The sequence below is a fragment of the Sphingomonas hominis genome (genome assembly GCF_013328205.1).
In the GTDB taxonomy this organism is placed as follows: domain Bacteria; phylum Pseudomonadota; class Alphaproteobacteria; order Sphingomonadales; family Sphingomonadaceae; genus Sphingomonas; species Sphingomonas hominis.
In genome coordinates this window covers 898,852-914,290 of sequence record NZ_JABULH010000001.1, presented here as the reverse complement: position 1 = coordinate 914,290, position 15,439 = coordinate 898,852, and the positions used below count along the sequence as shown (strand labels likewise).

Annotated in this window: 14 protein-coding genes; 10 read left to right on the top strand and 4 right to left on the bottom strand. The window is 67.0% G+C overall.

The genetic code is table 11. The features are described from left to right. Positions 1 to 83: 83 nt before the first annotated feature. The 3 genes from HRV97_RS04625 to HRV97_RS04615 are packed head-to-tail and all read left to right on the top strand — an operon-like array spanning position 84 to position 2,265. On the top strand, positions 84 to 1,208 hold the full coding sequence (locus tag HRV97_RS04625; RefSeq protein ID WP_174192453.1) for a bifunctional 2-C-methyl-D-erythritol 4-phosphate cytidylyltransferase/2-C-methyl-D-erythritol 2,4-cyclodiphosphate synthase: 1,125 nt from the start codon (positions 84 to 86) through the stop codon (positions 1,206 to 1,208). Then, complete coding sequence (locus HRV97_RS04620; RefSeq protein WP_174192452.1) at positions 1,205 to 1,732, top strand: hypothetical protein; 528 nt, start codon at positions 1,205 to 1,207, stop codon at positions 1,730 to 1,732. The genes HRV97_RS04625 and HRV97_RS04620 overlap by 4 nt, the downstream gene beginning before the upstream one ends. Then, a complete protein-coding gene (locus HRV97_RS04615) occupies positions 1,729 to 2,265 on the top strand; it encodes a CinA family protein (RefSeq protein WP_174192451.1) in 537 nt (178 codons plus the stop codon). The genes HRV97_RS04620 and HRV97_RS04615 overlap by 4 nt, the downstream gene beginning before the upstream one ends. Here HRV97_RS04615 and HRV97_RS04610 read toward each other — a convergent pair. Next, positions 2,205 to 2,699 (bottom strand): type II toxin-antitoxin system RatA family toxin, encoded by a 495-nt coding sequence (locus HRV97_RS04610; protein WP_174192450.1) that lies wholly within the window; start codon positions 2,697 to 2,699, stop codon positions 2,205 to 2,207. The two genes, HRV97_RS04615 and HRV97_RS04610, sit on opposite strands and share 61 nt — an antisense overlap. Beyond that, positions 2,699 to 3,631 (bottom strand): lipoyl synthase, encoded by a 933-nt coding sequence (gene lipA, locus HRV97_RS04605; protein ID WP_174192449.1) that lies wholly within the window; start codon positions 3,629 to 3,631, stop codon positions 2,699 to 2,701. The genes HRV97_RS04610 and lipA overlap by 1 nt, the downstream gene beginning before the upstream one ends. Before the next feature lie 51 nt (positions 3,632 to 3,682). Here lipA and HRV97_RS04600 point away from each other — a divergent pair, with 51 nt between their 5' ends. After that, positions 3,683 to 4,318 carry a carbonic anhydrase gene (locus HRV97_RS04600; protein WP_174192448.1) on the top strand — a complete coding sequence of 212 codons (636 nt, stop codon included), beginning with the start codon at positions 3,683 to 3,685 and terminating at the stop codon, positions 4,316 to 4,318. A 26-nt stretch (positions 4,319 to 4,344) separates the two neighbouring features. Here the strand turns inward: HRV97_RS04600 and HRV97_RS04595 are convergent, their stop codons facing one another. Next, positions 4,345 to 5,760, bottom strand: coding sequence for an APC family permease (locus tag HRV97_RS04595; RefSeq protein WP_246248508.1), 1,416 nt, complete (start codon positions 5,758 to 5,760; stop codon positions 4,345 to 4,347). 91 nt (positions 5,761 to 5,851) lie between these two features. Further along, the gene (gene aspS, locus HRV97_RS04590) at positions 5,852 to 7,678 is read right to left on the bottom strand and encodes an aspartate--tRNA ligase (protein ID WP_174192447.1); all 1,827 of its coding nucleotides are present in this window, start codon (positions 7,676 to 7,678) and stop codon (positions 5,852 to 5,854) included. 146 nt (positions 7,679 to 7,824) lie between these two features. Here aspS and rnd point away from each other — a divergent pair, with 146 nt between their 5' ends. The 6 genes from rnd to HRV97_RS04560 all read left to right on the top strand — a co-directional run bounded on the left by rnd (position 7,825) and on the right by HRV97_RS04560 (position 15,242). Beyond that, a complete protein-coding gene (gene rnd, locus HRV97_RS04585; RefSeq protein WP_174192446.1) occupies positions 7,825 to 8,997 on the top strand; it encodes a ribonuclease D in 1,173 nt (390 codons plus the stop codon). Beyond that, positions 8,997 to 9,284: an I78 family peptidase inhibitor gene (locus HRV97_RS04580; RefSeq protein WP_174192445.1), complete on the top strand. Its 288-nt coding sequence runs from the start codon at positions 8,997 to 8,999 to the stop codon at positions 9,282 to 9,284. Before rnd ends, HRV97_RS04580 begins: the two co-directional genes overlap by 1 nt. 79 nt (positions 9,285 to 9,363) lie before the next feature. Then, complete coding sequence (locus HRV97_RS04575; protein WP_174192444.1) at positions 9,364 to 11,172, top strand: DUF885 domain-containing protein; 1,809 nt, start codon at positions 9,364 to 9,366, stop codon at positions 11,170 to 11,172. Positions 11,173 to 11,214: 42 nt separating this feature from the next. After that, positions 11,215 to 12,369 (top strand): metallophosphoesterase, encoded by a 1,155-nt coding sequence (locus HRV97_RS04570; protein ID WP_343044426.1) that lies wholly within the window; start codon positions 11,215 to 11,217, stop codon positions 12,367 to 12,369. Positions 12,370 to 12,400: 31 nt separating this feature from the next. Continuing rightward, positions 12,401 to 13,480 carry a DHH family phosphoesterase gene (locus tag HRV97_RS04565; protein WP_174192443.1) on the top strand — a complete coding sequence of 360 codons (1,080 nt, stop codon included), beginning with the start codon at positions 12,401 to 12,403 and terminating at the stop codon, positions 13,478 to 13,480. 112 nt (positions 13,481 to 13,592) lie between these two features. Beyond that, positions 13,593 to 15,242 (top strand): GGDEF and EAL domain-containing protein, encoded by a 1,650-nt coding sequence (locus HRV97_RS04560; RefSeq protein ID WP_174192442.1) that lies wholly within the window; start codon positions 13,593 to 13,595, stop codon positions 15,240 to 15,242. The last annotated feature ends 197 nt before the right edge of the window (positions 15,243 to 15,439 follow it).

The following is a 15,439-nucleotide window of genomic DNA, read 5'->3' as shown; positions in this document are numbered from 1 at the left end:
GTTATTTAGGCAATAATGGCTCGTGCCGAGGGTGGCAAGGCGGGGCTGGCAAGGCGGGTGCGATGCGACTAGGCGCGCGTGCGATGACAATCACCGCAATCATCGTCGCCGCCGGCACCGGCTCGCGCTCGGGCCAGACTGGGCCGAAGCAATTCACTACACTCGCCGGGCGCGCGATGCTGGCGTGGAGTTACCACGCGCTTTCCACCCATCCGAGGATCGACGACGTGGTCGTTGTGATCGGGCCCGGTCAGGAGACGATGCTGCGTGACGCCCTGCCGGGCGCGCGCTTCGTACTCGGCGGTGCGGCGCGGCACGAGTCGGTCGTGGCGGGGCTCGCCGCGTGCGAGGTTGCCGACATCGTGCTGGTCCATGACGCGGCGCGGCCGTTCGTGCCGGGCGTCGTGATCGACCGGCTGACCGACGCGCTCGTCAGCCACGACGGCGCGGTGCCGGTGCTGCCCGTCGCCGATACGCTGGTCCACACCGACGGCACGCTGGTCGCGCGCGAGCCGCTGCGCCGCGTCCAGACACCACAGGCATTCCGCCACGACACGCTGCTGCGCGCACACGAAGAATGGTCGGGCGACGCCCCCACCGACGACGCGCAGATGGTGCGCGCGCTTGGCGGCAGCGTTGCGTTGGTGCAGGGCGACCAGATGCTCGAGAAAGTCACCTACCCCGCCGATTTCGCCGCAGCCGAGGCACGCATCGGTTACGAGACACGCTCGGCGAGCGGCTTCGACGTCCACCGGCTCGAAGACGGCGAGGAATTGTGGCTCGGCGGCGTGCTGATCCCGCATCATCAGGGCCTGTCGGGGCATAGCGACGCCGACGTGGCGCTCCACGCGATCACCGACGCGGTGCTCGGCACGATCGCGGCGGGCGACATCGGCACGCACTTTCCGCCGAGCGACCCCAAGTGGAAGGGCGCCGAGTCGGGGCAGTTCCTCACCCATGCGCGCGAACTGGTCGAGGCGCGCGGCGGTCGCGTCACCTTCGTCGATCTGACGATCATGTGCGAAGCGCCCAAGATCGGCCCGCACCGCGCCGCCATGCAAACGCGGATCGGCGAATTGCTCGATCTGCCGGTCGACCGCGTCAGCGTGAAGGCGACCACGACCGAGCGATTGGGCTTCACCGGGCGCGGCGAAGGCATTGCGGCGCAGGCAATGGCGACGATCCGCCTGCCCGGCACGCTCGCGTGAAGCGGCTGCTCGCGCTCGCGGTGGCGCTGTCGGTCAGCGCAGCGCCCGCGACCGCGCAGACGCCGTGCCTCAACCAGGCCGAGGCCGAGTCGATCGCGTTGGTCAGCATGCCTGCGATCATCCGCGACGCCGGCCGCGTCTGCGCCGCGCTGCCTGCGACCAGCCTGCTGCGTCGCACATCGGGGCCCTTCCTCGCCAAATATGACGCGGAAGCCGATCGCGCCTGGCCCGCGGCGAGACAGGCGATCGCGAAGCTGAGCGATCCGTCGGTGGAACTGCTGCTGATGAGCGATTATGCTCGCCCGATGCTGACCAGCCTGTTTGCGCCGCAGATCACCGGGCGATTGCAAGCGCGCGATTGCCCGACGCTCGATCGTCTCGTCACGCTGCTCGAGCCGCTGCCGGCACGCAACACTGCGGGAATTGTCGTCGCGACGCTCCAGTACATCAAGGCCGGGCATGCGCGCGGCGCGATGCGCGACGCACCCGATCTGCCGATCTGCGCGGCAAAGGCCGCCCAATGAACGAGTACGCGAACGACAGCGTGCTGCCCGACGAGCTACTCGCCGCCGCGCGCCGCGTGGTGGAGGAAAACATCGCCGCCAAGCGCCGCGTCGCGGTGGCGGAAAGCTGCACCGGCGGGCTGGTCTGCGCCGCGCTGACCGAGATCGCGGGATCGTCGGCGATGTTCGAGTTCGGGTTCGTCACCTATGCCAATGAGGCGAAGATCGCGACACTGGGTGTCAGCCGCGACGTGCTCGACACGTTCGGCGCGGTCTCGATCGCGACCGCGTGGAGCATGGCGCAAGGCGCGCTCGCCAAATCGGGCGCCGACGTGGCGGTGGCGATCACCGGCGTCGCAGGGCCCGGCGGCGGCAGCGAGAAGAAGCCCGTCGGCACCGTCGTCTTCGCGCGCGCGGAGCGGCACGGCGACCCGGCCGACATCATCGCCGATCGCAAGAACTTCGGCGATATCGGACGCGGCGGCGTTCGGCTTCAGGCCGCGTTGTGCGCGCTCGAACTGCTGCTGCCCGGCCCCGCGGTCGAGGCGGAGTAGAGCACCGCTGCGCGCGTCTCGAACGCGCCGATCATCTTGCGCAGCGCCACCGAGAACACCTGCCCCGCCAGCATCTCGAACATCCGGTTCTTGAACGCGAAGTCGACCGAGAAGTCGACAAGGCAGCCGACTTTTGCCCCATCAACAATGTTTTCGCGGAAACGCCAGTCGTTGTAGAGATACTTGAGCGGCCCATCGACGTACTCGACGCGGATCGTCTCGGGACGCTGCTTCTTGACCTTGGAGGTGAACGTCTCGCGCAGGCCCTTGAAGCCGACGATCATGTCCGCCACCGTCTCGGTCTCGCTGTCCTGCCGCACCCGCATCGCGCTCACCCATGGCAGGAACTCCGGGTAACGCCGCACGTCCGCCACCATGTCGAACATCTGCTCGGGGCTGTACGGCAGCGCGCGCGTTTCCGAATGCTTCGGCATCAGGCCCGCGCCAGCTTGGCCTCGCGCGCGGCGCGCAGCTTCGCAAAATCGTCGCCCGCGTGGTAGCTCGACCGCGTCAGCGGCGACGAGGCGACGAGCAGGAAGCCCTTGGCGCGCGCGATCGCGGCATAAGCGTCGAACGCCTTGGGTGTGACGAAGTCGGCGACCTTCGCGTGCTTGGGCGTGGGTTGCAGATACTGGCCCATCGTCAGGAAATCGATGTCGGCGGAGCGCATGTCGTCCATGACCTGATGGACCTCCAGCCGCTCCTCGCCCAATCCCATCATCACGCCCGATTTGGTGAAGATCGACGGATCGTGGCGCTTCACGCTCTCCAGCAGGCGAAGCGAGGCATAATAGCGCGCGCCGGGGCGGATCGTCGGGTAGAGCCGAGGTACGGTTTCCAGATTGTGATTATACACGTCTGGCCGCGCCTCGACAATTGACTCGACCGCGGCCTGCGCCTTGTTGCGGAAGTCGGGTGTCAGGATCTCGATCGTCGTCGACGGCGTGTTGCGGCGGAGAGCCTGGATTACCTTCACGAACTGCGACGCGCCGCCATCGGGCAAATCGTCGCGATCGACCGAGGTGATGACGATATGCTGCAACCCCATTTCCGCCGCCGCCACGGCGACATGCTCGGGCTCGAGCGGGTCGACCGCGCGCGGCATGCCGGTCTTGACGTTGCAGAAGGCGCACGCGCGGGTGCACGTGTCGCCCAGGATCATCACGGTCGCGTGCTTCTTGGTCCAGCACTCGCCGATGTTCGGGCAAGCGGCCTCCTCGCACACGGTGGCAAGGTTCAGGCGCCGCATCAATTGTTTGGTTTCGGCGAACCCGGTCGAGGTCGGCGCCTTGACGCGAATCCAGTCCGGCTTGCGCGCGCGCACCGGAGCCGGGGTGGGAGCCAGAAGCGAAGTCGTGTCGTTCATACGGCGCGAGATAGCGTCGTCTGACCTCTTAAACAACGTAGGAGCTATAGAATGCCAAGGGATGTTGCCGGTCTGATCGAGGGTTACCACCGGTTCCGCAGCGAGGACTGGGAGCAGGAAAAGACCGAGTGGGAAACGCTGTCCAAGGGACAGAAGCCGCGCGTGTTGATCATCGCCTGTTCGGACAGCCGCGTCGATCCGACGCAGATTTTCGACGCCAAGCCCGGCGAGCTGTTCGTGATCCGCAACGTCGCCAACCTCGTTCCCCCGTTCGAGACCGGCGGCGGCTATCACGGCGTGTCGGCCGCGCTTGAGTTCGCGGTGACGCAGCTGAAGGTCGGGGAAATCCTGATCATGGGCCACGCGTCGTGCGGCGGCTGCGCGGCCGCGCTATCGCAGGGGTTCAAGGATGCCGAGAAAGGCGCGGGCGGCTTCGTCGCCGACTGGATCAGCCTGCTCGACGAGGCGCGCGAGAAGGTCGTCGCCGAGAAGGGTACCGGCCCCGAGGCGCAGACCGCGATCGAGTGGGAGGGCATCCGCTCCTCGATCAAGAATCTGCGAACCTTCCCGTTCGTGCAGGAGCGCGAAGCGGCCGGCGAGTTGAAGCTGCGCGGCGCGTGGTTCGGCATCGCGCATGGCGAGCTGCGCGTCATGCAGGACGGCGAAGGCGCGTTCGAGCCGGCGTAAACACCTATTCGGTGCCGGCCGCCCGTTCAGGCGGTCGGCACCACCGCCTGCCAGCGCCGCCGCCTGAGCACGAGCAGGTAATAGCCCGTCGCGATGACGATCTGGATCATCGTCGCGACGATCGCGGGCCGCCCCTCCTCCACGTCCTGCCACGTCGCCACCGTGATCAGCGCGAGCGCGATCAGCGTGACGATCGGTGCCAGCGGGTAGAGCGGCATGCGGTAGGTCGCGTGACGCGACGCGCCCGAGCGTCGTCCGATCATCGCCGCGACCGCGATCCCGGCGTAGATCGCGATCAGCCCCGCCCCGCTCCACACCTCCAGCAGACGCAGCGGCAGGAAGCACAACGCCATGCCGACGCCGCCGACCATCAGCGTACCGAGATGCGGCGAGCCCCAACGTGGGTGGATCGCTGACATCCAGCGGTCGAACGGCCGCCCCCACGATCCGTCGCGCGCGGTGCCGTAGAAGAAGCGCGCGCAGGCGAGCACCCAGGCAATGATCGCGTTGACGATCGCGAGCGCGACGCCCAGCGCCATCGCCTGCCCTGCCTGCTCCCCCGCCATCGCGGTGACGAGATCGCCGAACGGGTTGGACGAGGCGAGGATCGCGCGCAGGTCGACCGCCCCCATCAACGCGGCGAGGAGCGGCAGTCCTTCGAGTGCGAGCGTGAACACGAGCGCGAGCATGATCGATCGCGCGATCCGCCGCGGCGCCTCGTGCATCTCCTCACCGAAATAGACCGCCGCGCCGTAGCCGTTGAAAGCGAAGATCGCGATCGAGGCGGCGACCCCGATCGAGGTGAGCGAGGTCGGCGCCAGCCCCTGCCCCGCGGCCATTACCGGGTGTGTAAGGAAGTCGAGCGGGTTGCGCTGCACGTCGATGAGGCCGAGTGCGGTGATCGCGAGCAGCGCCACTACCTCGATCAACAGGAAAAGCCCGGTGACGAGCGCGTTGACGCGGATGTTGAGCAATCCGACCAGCGTGCACGCGCCGACCACGACGATCGCGGTCGGTACCTGCGGCAATGAGGGCACCACGCCGACCAGCACCTCACGGATGCCGAGGCCCGCGACGGGCAGAAAGATCAGGTTGTTGCACACGTTGATGCCGAGCATCACGAACCCGGCGAGCGGCCCCAGCGTGTGCGCGACCATCACATATTCGCCGCCCGCGACCGGCCAGGCCGACGACAGCTCGGCGTAGATATAGGCGGTCGCGACGCACACCAGCGCCGCGATCAGCGTCGCCCAGATCGCGCCCGTCCCTGCGACCTGCAACATGCCGGGCACGATCACGAACACCGACGAGGCGGGGGTCGTCACCGACAGCGTCAGGAACAGCACGCCCGCAACGCCCAGGCTGCGCGCGAGCGGCGTTGGTGATGCGTCAGGCGTTCGCGACGGCGGCGCCGCCGGCGTTCCGGTATCTGGTTGTGGCATCGTCCCCCGCCTTAACAGCGCGGGCTTCTGACATGGTTAACGAGGGGGTGCCAGCCCCTCGCATCGGCGGATTATTCCAAGTGTGGCCGTGTCAGCCCGCGCGCTTGCTGACCGCGGCGTCCACGTCCGCCTTCGGCCCGTCGACGGTCACGCGGATGTTCAACTCGCGCAATTGCTTCGGCGTCGCGAAGTTCGGCGCGCCCATCATCAGGTCTTCCGCCTTCTGCGTCATCGGGAAGACGATAACCTCGCGGATGTTCGGCTCATCCGCCAGCAGCATGACGATACGGTCGATGCCGGGTGCCGAGCCACCGTGCGGCGGTGCGCCATACTTGAACGCGTTGATCATACCGGCAAAATTCGTGTCGACGTCGGCCTGCGTATAGCCCGCGATCTCGAACGCCTTGTACATGATTTCGGGCTTGTGATTGCGGATCGCGCCCGACGACAGCTCCACGCCGTTGCAGACGATGTCGTACTGATAGGCGAGGATGTCGAGCGGGTCCTTGTTCTCCAGCGCATCCATCTCGCCCTGCGGCATCGAGAACGGGTTGTGGCTGAAATCGACCTTCTTGTTGTCCTCGTCATATTCGAACATCGGGAAGTCGACGATCCAGCAGAACTCGAACCGGTTCTGGTCGATCAACCCGAGCTGATCGGCGACGCGGGTGCGCGCCAGCCCGGCGAGCTTGGCTGCCTGCGCTTCCTTGCCGGCGGCGAAGAACAGCCCGTCGTTTGGCCCGAGGCCGAGCGCGTCGGCCATAGCCGACATCTTGTCCTCGCCGTGGTTCTTGGCGATCGGGCCGCCCCATTCGCCGTTCTTTCGCGTGGCATAGCCGAGCCCAGCAAAGCCTTCGCCCTGCGCCCAAGCGTTCATGTCGTCGAAGAACTTGCGGCTCTTCTTGTGCGTGCCGGGCGCGGGGATCGCGCGCACCACGTCGCCTGCCTCGACGATCGAGGCGAAGCGGCCGAAGCCTGAGCCGACAAATTGATCGCTCACGTCCGAGATGATCAGCGGGTTGCGCAAGTCGGGCTTGTCGTTGCCGTAGTTCAGCATCGACTCGCGGTAGGGGATACGCTTGAACGGCAGCGCCGAGACAGTGCGCCCCTTGCCCTGCCAGTTCGCGAACTCCTCGAACACGCCGTGGAGCACCGGCTCGATCGCCTGGAATACATCCTCCTGCGTGACGTAGCTCATCTCGAAATCGAGCTGATAGAACTCGCCTGGCGAACGATCGGCGCGCGCGTCTTCGTCGCGGAAGCATGGCGCGATCTGGAAATAACGGTCGAAGCCCGCGACCATCAGCAGCTGCTTGAACATCTGCGGCGCCTGCGGCAGCGCGTAGAACTTGCCCGGATGGACGCGGCTGGGGACGAGATAGTCGCGCGCGCCCTCGGGCGACGATGCGGTCAGGATCGGGGTCTGGAACTCGGTAAAGCCCTGGTCGACCATGCGACGGCGGATCGAGGCGATGACGCTTGAGCGCAGCATGATGTTGGCGTGGAGCTTCTCGCGGCGCAAATCGAGAAAACGGTTCCGCAGCCGGATTTCCTCCGGATATTCGGCGTCACCGAACACCGGCATCGGCAGCTCGGCGGCGTGGCTCTGCACGGTCGCGGCACGCGCGTACACTTCGATCTCGCCGGTCGCGAGATTGGGGTTCACGGTCGCCTCCGAACGACGCTTCACATTGCCGTCGATCGTCACGACCGACTCGACCCGCAAGCCATCGAGCAGCGACAGCACCGGGCTGTCGGTGTCGGCGACGATCTGCGTGATACCATAATGATCGCGCAGGTCGACGAACAGCACGCCGCCGTGGTCGCGCTTGCGGTGCACCCAGCCCGACAGGCGAACGGTGTCGCCGTCGTTCTCGGCGGTCAGTTGGGCGCAGGTGTGCGAGCGATAGGCGTGCATGAGCGGGTCTCTTGATCGTCACCCCGGCGAGACCGGGATTGGTGGCAGCCGTCGGGTACCTGTCATACCCGGCCGGGAACCCGCGCGCCCTCCCCTTCCATCCACGCTTTGTCAAGCACGCGCCGTCCCGCTATGACCCGCGGCTTATGCACGTTCACTCCCTGATTACCGACAGCGCGACGCTCGCCAACCTGTGCGCCCGCCTCGCCGATGCGCCCTTCGTGACGGTCGACACGGAGTTCATGCGCGAGAGCACCTATTATCCTGAGCTCTGCCTGATCCAGATCGCGGATACCGAGGAAGCCGCGGCGATCGATCCCAAAGCGCCGGGGCTCGACATGACGCCGCTGCTCGAGTTGCTGACCGAGAACGAGGATGTGCTCAAGGTTTTCCACGCCGGCGGGCAGGATATCGAGATCATCTACAATCTCACCGGCCGCACCCCGCACCCCCTCTTCGACACGCAGGTCGCGGCGATGGCGCTGGGTCAGGGCGAGCAGATCGGTTACTCGAACCTGGTCGATAGCTGGCTCGGCATCCAGGTCGACAAGGGGGCGCGCTTCACCGATTGGTCCAGGCGGCCGCTCGACGATCGCCAGGTCGATTACGCGATCGGAGACGTGACGCATCTGTCGCGCATTTTCCCCAAGATGCTGGAGCAATTGAAGAAGACCGGGCGCGGCGCGTGGCTCGATCAGGAGATGGAGCGGTTGGCCGATCCGGCGAACTACGCCAACGATCCCGATCTCGCGTGGAAGCGCGTGCGCGTGTCGAGCCGCAAGGCCGACGTGCTCGGCCGGCTGAAGGCGATCGCGCGGTGGCGCGAGCTGGAGGCGCAAGGCAAGGACCTGCCGCGCGGGCGCATCGTCAAGGACGAGACGCTGGGCGACCTCGCCGGCCATCCGCCGCGTCGTCAGGCCGATCTCGCCAAGGTGCGCGGGCTGTCGCAGACCTGGGCGGGGAACGACATCGGCGCGCGGTTGATGGCGGCGATCGAGGGCGCGAAGCCGCTGTCCAACGATGAGATGCCGGCACGTGACGACCGCAAGCCGGGGCTCGGCAAGGATGGCGCGCTGGTCGCCGACCTGCTTAAGTTGCTGCTCAAGATCCGCGCGCGCGACATCGACGTCGCGCCGCGGCTGCTGGCGCGCTCGGACGATCTCGAGGCACTGGCGGCGGGCGTGCGAAGCGGGCTGTCGATCCTGAACGGCTGGCGTTTCGACCAGTTCGGCCGCGACGCGCTCGACCTGGTCGAGGGGCGGCTCGCCTTCGCGGTGATCAATGGGCGATTGAAGATGACCCGGACGGAGGACGCGTGATGCGCGCTGGCTGGTCGTTGCTGCTGTTGGTGGCGGCGTGTGCGCCGCAGCCTGCCCCGGTCACTGGCGAACAGGCACAGGCGGGCGGAAGCTGCGACGCCGCCGCCGTGCAGCAGTTCGTCGGACAAACCGCCGACACAGCCGCACCAACAGCACTTCGGCTCACTGGCGCCAAGACGCTGCGCCGCTACGCGACCGGCGACATGCTGACGATGGATTACCGTGCCGACCGCTTGAACATCGAGACGGACGCGAACGGCAGGATCGTTAAACTTACCTGCGGCTAGACGCTCGACAAGCATCCGCTGCTCGGTCAGTCTGACTGCCGCTTCGAGCCACGCTCGACCAATCGGAGAAGACATGCCCATGCAGCGACGCCAGTTCCTCGCCTCCGCCAGTCTCGCCGGTGCTGCCGCCGCTCTGCCGTCGGTGGTCGGTGCAGCCATGAAGGGCACGCGCGACGCGGAACTGCGCGCCATGCTCGACCGCTTCTTCTACGCGCGGCTGAACGACAGCCCCGAACAAGCGACATCGCTCGGCTTCGACACGGGCGAGCGCGTCGGGCTCAAGTCAAAGCTGGGTGATGCGTCGCGCGCGGGCGAGCGGCGCGACTTCGCGCGCGCGAAGCAGGAGCTCGCCTCGCTCAAGACGATCCCGCGCGCGTCGCTCAGCGAGGCGGGCAAGCTCGATTACGACGTCGTCGCCTACGGGCTGGAGCGCGTGATCGCGGGCGAGCGCTACAGCTACGGATCGAGCGCGGGTCGCTACGCTCCTTACGTGCTGACGCAATTGACCGGCGCCTACCGCGACGTGCCCGATTTCCTCGCCAACCAGCACCGCGTGCGCGACGCGTCGGACGCCGACGCCTATGTCGCGCGAGTCGAAGCATTCGCCGGCGTGATCGATGCGGAGACGACACGTCAGCGCGAGGATGCGGCAAAAGGCGTGTTCGCGCCCGACTATATTCTCGACACGACGCTGAAACAGCTCGCCGCGGTGCGCGACATCGCACCCGATGCGACCGGTCCGGCGACCGACCTGTCGGCGAAGCTGAAGGCTGCGAACCTGTCACCCGAGCGCGCGCAGGCAGTCGCCAAGCTGATGGCGGAGCGCGTCTTCCCGGCGCTCGACCGCCAACGTGCGCTGGTGACCGAGTTGCGCGGCCGCGCGGTCCACGACGCCGGCGTGTGGCGCCTGCCCGACGGCGACGCTTACTATACCGCAGCGGCGAGTGCGGCGACGACGGTCGATCTGTCGGGCGACGAGATCCACCGCATGGGGCTCGCCCAGGTGGCGGAAATATCGACGCGGATCGACGGCATCCTGAAGGCGCAGGGCATGTCGACGGGTAGCGTCGGCGATCGCCTCGTCGCGCTCAACAAGCGCCCCGATCAGCTGTTCCCCAACACCGATCCGGGTCGCGAGGCGCTGCTGGCGCAACTACGCGCGCAGATCGCGGCGATGAGCAAGCGGCTGCCCAAGCAGTTCGCGATCCTGCCGCGCGCGCCGGTCGAGGTCCGCCGCGTGCCAGAGGCGATCCAGGCGGGATCGCCTGGTGGCTATTACCAGTCGGCCTCGCTCGACGGCTCACGTCCAGCAATCTACTTCATCAACCTGCGCGACACGTTCGACCGGCCGAAGTTCGGGCTCGCGACGCTCAGCTATCACGAGGCGATCCCCGGCCATCACCTGCAGGTCATGTCCGCGCTGGAAAGCGACGACATTCCGCTGATCCGCCGCCGCGGCTTCTACTCGGGTTATTCCGAAGGGTGGGCGCTCTATTCGGAACAGCTCGCCGACGAGATGGGGATGTACGAGGGCGATCCGCTTGGCCAAGTCGGCTATCTGCAATCGCTGCTGTTCCGCGCGACGCGGTTGGTGGTCGACTCCGGCATGCACGCCAAGCGGTGGAGCCGCGAGAAGGCGACCGACTATCTGATCGCCACGACCGGCATCGCGCGTGGGCGCAGCCAGGGCGAGATCGACCGCTACACCGTCTGGCCGGGGCAGGCGTGCAGCTACAAGATCGGGCACACGATGTGGGTGAAGCTGCGCGACGAGGCCAAACAGCGCGCCGGCGCGAAGTGGGATCCGAAGGCGTTCCACCGCGTGCTGACGCTGGGTGCGATGCCCTTGACCGTGCTGGAACAGGTCGCGCGACAGCGGATGGCGTGACCGCACGCTGACGCGCCCGATGCACCGCGACGCACGTTGGGCGTGCTCGGTTACGAACGTGTGAGGAGTTTCGCCATTTTTCACCTGTTCTTCGCACTGCCCAGCCTGCTCGTGATCGCGCGCTGGCTGCTGCCGCTATCGCTGCCTGTGTGGATCAAGCTCGCGGGCGCGATCGCCTTGCTGGTCGTGTCGCAATATCATCTGTGGAGTCGCTTCTCGTCCGGCTCGGTGTTCGCGCCCGAATTCCCGCGACCAGTGGTGCTCTTGTTCAACTGGGCGTTCGGCGCGGTGCTGCTGTTGGCGGTGATGCAGATCGCGATCGACGTGGCGAACCTCGTCGAATGGAGCATCAGGCGCGGCGCTTGGTCGATGCCCGAGGCAGTGCGATACGCTGCCGCTGCGTTGGCGATGCTGCTGGCTGCGATCGGCGTCGCCAACGCCGCGCGCGTACCGCCGGTCACGGACGTGACGGTGGCGATCCCGAACCTGCCGCCGCAGTTCGAGGGTTATCGATTACTGCAACTGACCGACCTGCACCTCAGCCGCCTGTTCACTGTGCGCTGGGCGCAGGCGGTGGTCGAGCGCGCGAACGCGGCAGGGGCGGACTCAATCGTCGTGACAGGCGACTTCATCGACGGCTCGGTGCAGATGCGCCGCGACGAGGTGAAGCCACTCGCCCAATTGCGCGCCGCCGACGGCGTCTTCGCGGTGCCGGGCAACCACGAATATTTCTTCGACTATCCCGCATGGATGCGGCGCATCGACGAGCAGGGTATTCGCATGTTGCCCAACGCGCACGTCGCATTGCGGCGAGACGGCGCCGCGCTGGTGATCGCAGGGGTGACCGACCTGTCGGCGCGCGGCGCGGGGCAGCAACCACCAGACCTGAGTGCGGCCTTGGCCGGTGCGCCTGCGGGAGCGCCGGTGGTGCTGCTCGACCACCAACCGCGCAACGCCCGCGCCGCGGCAGCGCGCGGGGTCGCGTTGCAACTCTCGGGTCACACGCACGGGGGCATGATCGTGGGGCTCGCTCGGCTGCTCGAACCGGCCAACGCAGGGTTCGTGTCGGGCAAGTATCAGGTCGGCGACATGACGCTGTACGTCAGCAACGGCACCGGGCTGTGGCCGGGCTTCGCGCTTCGGCTCGGACGTCCGTCGGAGATGACCCGCTTGACGCTGCGACGTACGGTTGGATGAACCGAGTGGCGGGCGAACGGTTCTGTCGGACATGATCGGTTCACTGACCCACGTCGATCCGCGCGCCGACGCACGCGCGGGGATGCAACGCTTCCTGGACGAGGTGCCCGCGGGGACGATCGTCGTTGCCGGCCATTTCGATGCCGATGGATTGTCGGGGGTGGCGACGCTGGTGCGGGCGTTGCGCGCGGCGGGACGCGCCGCCGAGCCGGTGATCGTCGGCAAGACGGAAACACCGTGGGACGCGTCTTTTGCCGAACGGTTGCGCGCCCTCGAACCCGCCGGGCTGATCGTCACCGACCTGGGCACCCGCGGCGAGGCGGTACTGGCGGGCGTGCCGACACTGATCGTCGATCATCACCGCCCGACCGGCACACCGCCGAACGCGGTGACCTTAAGCGGTCACGGGCTCGATCCTGACCCGACCAGCGCGCTGATCGCGTGGTGGGCGGCAGCGGCGCTCGGCGCGCAGGACAACCTGCAATGGCTGGCGGCGCTCGGCCTGATCGGCGACATGGCGCCCGAGGACGGTTTCCCCGAACTGGCCGAAGCACAGAAACGCTGGGGCAAGACCGCGCTGCGTGACGCAACCTCGCTGGTCAACGCGCCGCGGCGGACCGGCAAGGCCGATGCCTCGCCCGCGCTGCGGCTACTGCTGGAATCCGACGGGCCAAAGGTCATCTCCAAGGGAGACAGCGCTGACGCGCAAGCGCTGGTCGCGGCAAAGGCCGAGGTGCGCGAAGCGGTAGAGGCCGCGCGGCGGGTCGCGCCACGCGTGGTGGGCGACGTCGCGCTAATCCTGTTCGCCTCACCGTGCCAAATCCATCCGTTGATCGCGCAACAATGGCGTGGGCGGTTGAAGGACAAGGTCGTGATCGCCGCCAACGCGGGCTTTCGACCCGGCTGGGTGCATTTCGCCGCGCGGTCAGCGAGCGGACGCGACCTTCTCGCGTTCCTGGCCGAACATCGACCCGATGGCGCGGACGGCCGCTATGGCAACGGGCACGCGCAGGCGACCGGTGGCGCGCTGCCGGTACCGTTGTGGAACCGCTTCGTGAGCGGGCTCGGCTTCCCTGACACGATGCTGTCCGAGGAAATCGGCTCGGGCTGACGCCGCAGAGATTAGCAACAGTTCTCCCGAACCGGCGCATACTGGACCTGCGGCTACCCTCGCGGGGGACGTAACAAGTCCTTGTTAACTGCCGTGATGCTAGATCGATGCAATGTCCGATCGTGCTTCAACCGTGAACGTCGACGACCGTGCCGTCGGGGTGAAGCTCGGTCGTATTCTCGACCTGATCCCCGGACTGGTCGCGTATTTCGGACCTGACCTGCGCTACCGATATGCCAATCAGACCTATGCGCGCTGGCGTGGCATCGCACCCGAGCAGATCGTCGGTCGCTACGTCCGCGAGGTGGTGGGCGAGCGCAACTACCCGTTGATCGTCGACCAACTCGGCCGCGCACTCGCCGGTGAGCCGGTCACGTACGAATACCACATCTTCGACAACGATCATCAGCGTCGGGTGCAGGGCAGCTACGTTCCCGACGTCGGCGAGGACGGCACGGTCGCCGGCGTGATCGTGCTGGTCACCGACATCAGCCCACGCGACGACCTGCAACTCCGCATTGCGCACAGCGAGGCGATGTTCGCCGAAGCGTTCGAGAACGCGCCGGTCGGCGAGGCAATGGTGGGGCTGGATGGGCGCGTGATCCGCGCCAATCGCGTGTTCGCGCAGATGCTGGGGCACACCGTCGAGGAGATGGTCGGAGTGAGCGTCGCGTCGATCACCCACCCCGACGACATCGAGCGCGACCTGCGCGAGCTTCGTGCACTGATCCGCAACCGGCGTGACGGTTATCAGATCGAAAAGCGTTACCTTCGCCGCGACGGCAGCAGTTTCCAGGCCAGGTTGACGGTCGCTGCGGTGCGCGACGACGGCGGTGAGGTGGTGCGCTTCTTCGCCCATGCCGAGGACGTGACGCAGCAGCGCGAGGCCGAGCGGCGCCTGATCGAGACCAACGCGCGATTGTCGCTGATGACCGAGGCGGTGCGTGGCGGATCGTGGCACATGAACATCGCGGCCGAGCAGTTCGAGACGTCCGAAGCTTTGGCGCAATTCGTGTCCGGCCCCGGCACGCAACCCTATGATTTGGACGGCTTCATCGCGCACATCCATCCCGACGATCAGGACAAGGCCGACCTGCGCTCGTTGATCGATGGCGAGTCCGATCGTTCGTCCGTCGAATATCGCCTGCAAACCCGCGACGGCACACATTGGATGCGGTGCGACCGTCGCTTGCTGCGCGATGCACACGGCAATCCCGAGCAGATCGTTGGCGTCACGATCGACCTGACCGAAGAACATGACCGACGCACCCAGGCCGAGCTACAGGCGACGACCGACCCGCTGACCGGATTGCTCAACCGCCGCGGGTTGGAGCAGCGCCTGCGGGCGTTGCCTGACGACTGCGCGTGCGGCGTGATGCTGGTCGACCTCGACGGTTTCAAGCAGATCAACGATCACCTGGGCCACGATGCTGGCGACACGATCCTGGTGGAAACCGCCGAACGATTGCGCGCGACGGTGCGCCACGACGATCTGGTCGCACGGTTGGGCGGAGACGAGTTCGCGGTGGTTCTGGTCGGTGCGGACCTCGCCGGACTGAAGCGATTGGCGGACCGGACGATTGCCGCGCTGCAAGGTGGTTTCGCGGCGTGCGACAACAGCGACCTGCGGGTCGGCGCCAGCCTGGGTGCGACATGGTCCGCGTCGCCGTTGGTAACCGAACGCGGCGTCATGGCGCGCGCCGACAAGGCCTTGTACCAAGCGAAGGCTGCCGGCCGCGGTACGTGGAGGCTCGCGGCCTGATCACGACCGCTGCTGCTCGATCGCGAAGCTTAGCCGGGCGATTAGGTCGCGTTAATCTGACGACCTGGCCAGAGTTGGTACCTGCCTCAGTCACCAAACCTTGAGCCGCCTGCTCGTGTGAGGCACCGCGTCGTCACCAACACAAAGTCGTTACGACGCCAAATGCCGGCTGCACCATCGTGCCACTTGCTGGTATC

What these genes read in the sequence shown, in the direction of transcription:
- lipA (WP_174192449.1), bottom strand. Translation starts at nt 3,631, where the DNA reads ATGAACGACACGACTTCGCTTCTGGCTCCCACCCCGGCTCCGGTGCGC.
- HRV97_RS04580 (WP_174192445.1), top strand. Translation starts at nt 8,997, where the DNA reads ATGCGCGCTGGCTGGTCGTTGCTGCTGTTGGTGGCGGCGTGTGCGCCG.
- HRV97_RS04615 (WP_174192451.1), top strand. Translation starts at nt 1,729, where the DNA reads ATGAACGAGTACGCGAACGACAGCGTGCTGCCCGACGAGCTACTCGCC.
- HRV97_RS04565 (WP_174192443.1), top strand. Translation starts at nt 12,401, where the DNA reads ATGATCGGTTCACTGACCCACGTCGATCCGCGCGCCGACGCACGCGCG.
- HRV97_RS04600 (WP_174192448.1), top strand. Translation starts at nt 3,683, where the DNA reads ATGCCAAGGGATGTTGCCGGTCTGATCGAGGGTTACCACCGGTTCCGC.
- rnd (WP_174192446.1), top strand. Translation starts at nt 7,825, where the DNA reads ATGCACGTTCACTCCCTGATTACCGACAGCGCGACGCTCGCCAACCTG.
- HRV97_RS04625 (WP_174192453.1), top strand. Translation starts at nt 84, where the DNA reads ATGACAATCACCGCAATCATCGTCGCCGCCGGCACCGGCTCGCGCTCG.
- HRV97_RS04575 (WP_174192444.1), top strand. Translation starts at nt 9,364, where the DNA reads ATGCAGCGACGCCAGTTCCTCGCCTCCGCCAGTCTCGCCGGTGCTGCC.
- HRV97_RS04560 (WP_174192442.1), top strand. Translation starts at nt 13,593, where the DNA reads ATGTCCGATCGTGCTTCAACCGTGAACGTCGACGACCGTGCCGTCGGG.
- HRV97_RS04610 (WP_174192450.1), bottom strand. Translation starts at nt 2,699, where the DNA reads ATGCCGAAGCATTCGGAAACGCGCGCGCTGCCGTACAGCCCCGAGCAG.
- aspS (WP_174192447.1), bottom strand. Translation starts at nt 7,678, where the DNA reads ATGCACGCCTATCGCTCGCACACCTGCGCCCAACTGACCGCCGAGAAC.
- HRV97_RS04595 (WP_246248508.1), bottom strand. Translation starts at nt 5,760, where the DNA reads ATGCCACAACCAGATACCGGAACGCCGGCGGCGCCGCCGTCGCGAACG.